Annotated in this window: 4 protein-coding genes; all 4 read left to right on the top strand. The window is 34.0% G+C overall.

The genetic code is table 11. The annotated features are described in order from the left end of the window. Positions 1–234: 234 nt before the first annotated feature. Positions 235–297 (top strand): tetracycline resistance efflux system leader peptide, encoded by a 63-nt coding sequence (locus tag F1592_RS14060; protein ID WP_012779615.1) that lies wholly within the window; start codon positions 235–237, stop codon positions 295–297. Positions 298–330: 33 nt separating this feature from the next. After that, positions 331–1,707, top strand: a complete 1,377-nt coding sequence (tet(L), locus tag F1592_RS12045; protein WP_001574277.1) for a tetracycline efflux MFS transporter Tet(L) — start codon at positions 331–333, stop codon at positions 1,705–1,707. Positions 1,708–2,270: 563 nt separating this feature from the next. After that, complete coding sequence (mobV, locus tag F1592_RS12055; RefSeq protein WP_000119405.1) at positions 2,271–3,533, top strand: MobV family relaxase; 1,263 nt, start codon at positions 2,271–2,273, stop codon at positions 3,531–3,533. 244 nt (positions 3,534–3,777) lie between these two features. Continuing rightward, positions 3,778–4,753: protein rep (locus tag F1592_RS12060; RefSeq protein WP_113525262.1), on the top strand; the 976-nt coding region annotated here is incomplete at its 3' end.

Raw genomic sequence — 4,753 nt, forward strand, 5'->3', positions numbered from 1 at the left:
ACATCATTGTTAAATTGTTTATATCTGAAATATTTCATAAAGAAGACTCCTTTTTTTTAAAATTATAGTATAAATTCATCTTTGCAACAGAACCGAATTGGGAACGGAAAAATTATTTTATTAAAGAGTAGTTCAACAAACGGGCCATATTGTTGTATAAGTGATGAAATACTGAATTTAAAACTTAGTTTATATGTGGTAAAATGTTTTAATCAAGTTTAGGAGGAATTAATTATGAAGTGTAATGAATGTAACAGGGTTCAATTAAAAGAGGGAAGCGTATCATTAACCCTATAAACTACGTCTGCCCTCATTATTGGAGGGTGAAATGTGAATACATCCTATTCACAATCGAATTTACGACACAACCAAATTTTAATTTGGCTTTGCATTTTATCTTTTTTTAGCGTATTAAATGAAATGGTTTTGAACGTCTCATTACCTGATATTGCAAATGATTTTAATAAACCACCTGCGAGTACAAACTGGGTGAACACAGCCTTTATGTTAACCTTTTCCATTGGAACAGCTGTATATGGAAAGCTATCTGATCAATTAGGCATCAAAAGGTTACTCCTATTTGGAATTATAATAAATTGTTTCGGGTCGGTAATTGGGTTTGTTGGCCATTCTTTCTTTTCCTTACTTATTATGGCTCGTTTTATTCAAGGGGCTGGTGCAGCTGCATTTCCAGCACTCGTAATGGTTGTAGTTGCGCGCTATATTCCAAAGGAAAATAGGGGTAAAGCATTTGGTCTTATTGGATCGATAGTAGCCATGGGAGAAGGAGTCGGTCCAGCGATTGGTGGAATGATAGCCCATTATATTCATTGGTCCTATCTTCTACTCATTCCTATGATAACAATTATCACTGTTCCGTTTCTTATGAAATTATTAAAGAAAGAAGTAAGGATAAAAGGTCATTTTGATATCAAAGGAATTATACTAATGTCTGTAGGCATTGTATTTTTTATGTTGTTTACAACATCATATAGCATTTCTTTTCTTATCGTTAGCGTGCTGTCATTCCTGATATTTGTAAAACATATCAGGAAAGTAACAGATCCTTTTGTTGATCCCGGATTAGGGAAAAATATACCTTTTATGATTGGAGTTCTTTGTGGGGGAATTATATTTGGAACAGTAGCAGGGTTTGTCTCTATGGTTCCTTATATGATGAAAGATGTTCACCAGCTAAGTACTGCCGAAATCGGAAGTGTAATTATTTTCCCTGGAACAATGAGTGTCATTATTTTCGGCTACATTGGTGGGATACTTGTTGATAGAAGAGGTCCTTTATACGTGTTAAACATCGGAGTTACATTTCTTTCTGTTAGCTTTTTAACTGCTTCCTTTCTTTTAGAAACAACATCATGGTTCATGACAATTATAATCGTATTTGTTTTAGGTGGGCTTTCGTTCACCAAAACAGTTATATCAACAATTGTTTCAAGTAGCTTGAAACAGCAGGAAGCTGGTGCTGGAATGAGTTTGCTTAACTTTACCAGCTTTTTATCAGAGGGAACAGGTATTGCAATTGTAGGTGGTTTATTATCCATACCCTTACTTGATCAAAGGTTGTTACCTATGGAAGTTGATCAGTCAACTTATCTGTATAGTAATTTGTTATTACTTTTTTCAGGAATCATTGTCATTAGTTGGCTGGTTACCTTGAATGTATATAAACATTCTCAAAGGGATTTCTAAATCGTTAAGGGATCAACTTTGGGAGAGAGTTCAAAATTGATCCTTTTTTTATAACAGGAATTCAAATCTTTTTGTTCCATTAAAGGGCGCGATTGCTGAATAAAAGATACGAGAGACCTCTCTTGTATCTTTTTTATTTTGAGTGGTTTTGTCCGTTACACTAGAAAACCGAAAGACAATAAAAATTTTATTCTTGCTGAGTCTGGCTTTCGGTAAGCTAGACAAAACGGACAAAATAAAAATTGGCAAGGGTTTAAAGGTGGAGATTTTTTGAGTGATCTTCTCAAAAAATACTACCTGTCCCTTGCTGATTTTTAAACGAGCACGAGAGCAAAACCCCCCTTTGCTGAGGTGGCAGAGGGCAGGTTTTTTTGTTTCTTTTTTCTCGTAAAAAAAAGAAAGGTCTTAAAGGTTTTATGGTTTTGGTCGGCACTGCCGACAGCCTCGCAGAGCACACACTTTATGAATATAAAGTATAGTGTGTTATACTTTACTTGGAAGTGGTTGCCGGAAAGAGCGAAAATGCCTCACATTTGTGCCACCTAAAAAGGAGCGATTTACATATGAGTTATGCAGTTTGTAGAATGCAAAAAGTGAAATCAGCTGGACTAAAAGGCATGCAATTTCATAATCAAAGAGAGCGAAAAAGTAGAACGAATGATGATATTGACCATGAGCGAACACGTGAAAATTATGATTTGAAAAATGATAAAAATATTGATTACAACGAACGTGTCAAAGAAATTATTGAATCACAAAAAACAGGTACAAGAAAAACGAGGAAAGATGCTGTTCTTGTAAATGAGTTGCTAGTAACATCTGACCGAGATTTTTTTGAGCAACTGGATCCAGGAGAACAAAAACGATTTTTTGAGGAAAGTTATAAATTATTTTCCGAACGATATGGCAAGCAAAATATTGCTTATGCAACAGTTCATAATGATGAGCAAACCCCTCACATGCATTTAGGTGTTGTGCCTATGCGTGATGGAAAACTGCAAGGAAAAAATGTGTTTAATCGTCAAGAACTGTTATGGCTACAAGATAAATTCCCCGAGCATATGAAAAAACAGGGTTTTGAGTTGAAGCGTGGTGAACGTGGCTCTGACCGTAAACATATTGAGACAGCTAAATTTAAAAAACAAACTTTGGAAAAAGAGATTGATTTTCTAGAAAAAAATTTAGCAGTTAAAAAAGATGAATGGACTGCTTATAGCGATAAAGTTAAATCAGATTTAGAAGTACCAGCGAAACGACACATGAAAAGTGTTGAAGTGCCAACGGGTGAAAAGTCCATGTTTGGTTTGGGAAAAGAAATAATGAAAACAGAAAAGAAACCAACCAAAAATGTTGTTATATCGGAGCGTGATTATAAAAACTTAGTGACTGCTGCGAGAGATAACGATAGGTTAAAACAGCATGTTAGAAATCTCATGAGTACTGATATGGCGAGAGAATATAAAAAATTAAGTAAAGAACATGGGCAAGTTAAAGAAAAATATAGTGGTCTTGTAGAGCGATTTAATGAAAATGTAAATGATTATAATGAGTTGCTTGAAGAAAACAAGTCTTTAAAGTCTAAAATAAGCGATTTAAAGCGTGATGTGAGTTTAATCTATGAAAGCACTAAGGAATTCCTTAAGGAACGTACAGACGGCTTAAAAGCCTTTAAAAACGTTTTTAAGGGGTTTGTAGACAAGGTAAAGGATAAAACAGCACAATTCCAAGAAAAACACGATTTAGAACCTAAAAAGAACGAATTTGAACTAACTCATAACCGAGAGGTAAAAAAAGAACGAAGTCGAGATCAGGGAATGAGTTTATAAAATAAAAAAAGCACCTGAAAAGGTGTCTTTTTTTGATGGTTTTGAACTTGTTCTTTCTTATCTTGATACATATAGAAATAACGTCATTTTTATTTTAGTTGCTGAAAGGTGCGTTGAAGTGTTGGTATGTATGTGTTTTAAAGTATTGAAAACCCTTAAAATTGGTTGCACAGAAAAACCCCATCTGTTAAAGTTATAAGTGACCAAACAAATAACTAAATAGATGGGGGTTTCTTTTAATATTATGTGTCCTAATAGTAGCATTTATTCAGATGAAAAATCAAGGGTTTTAGTGGACAAGACAAAAAGTGGAAAAGTGAGACCATGGAGAGAAAAGAAAATCGCTAATGTTGATTACTTTGAACTTCTGCATATTCTTGAATTTAAAAAGGCTGAAAGAGTAAAAGATTGTGCTGAAATATTAGAGTATAAACAAAATCGTGAAACAGGCGAAAGAAAGTTGTATCGAGTGTGGTTTTGTAAATCCAGGCTTTGTCCAATGTGCAACTGGAGGAGAGCAATGAAACATGGCATTCAGTCACAAAAGGTTGTTGCTGAAGTTATTAAACAAAAGCCAACAGTTCGTTGGTTGTTTCTCACATTAACAGTTAAAAATGTTTATGATGGCGAAGAATTAAATAAGAGTTTGTCAGATATGGCTCAAGGATTTCGCCGAATGATGCAATATAAAAAAATTAATAAAAATCTTGTTGGTTTTATGCGTGCAACGGAAGTGACAATAAATAATAAAGATAATTCTTATAATCAGCACATGCATGTATTGGTATGTGTGGAACCAACTTATTTTAAGAATACAGAAAACTACGTGAATCAAAAACAATGGATTCAATTTTGGAAAAAGGCAATGAAATTAGACTATGATCCAAATGTAAAAGTTCAAATGATTCGACCGAAAAATAAATATAAATCGGATATACAATCGGCAATTGACGAAACTGCAAAATATCCTGTAAAGGATACGGATTTTATGACCGATGATGAAGAAAAGAATTTGAAACGTTTGTCTGATTTGGAGGAAGGTTTACACCGTAAAAGGTTAATCTCCTATGGTGGTTTGTTAAAAGAAATACATAAAAAATTAAACCTTGATGACACAGAAGAAGGCGATTTGATTCATACAGATGATGACGAAAAAGCCGATGAAGATGGATTTTCTATTATTGCAATGTGGAATTGGGGGTTCTGTTGCAAAGTAAAAA

The organism is Staphylococcus sp. GDX7P312P (assembly GCF_008385775.1).
Taxonomy (GTDB): Bacteria; Bacillota; Bacilli; order Staphylococcales; family Staphylococcaceae; genus Staphylococcus; species Staphylococcus haemolyticus.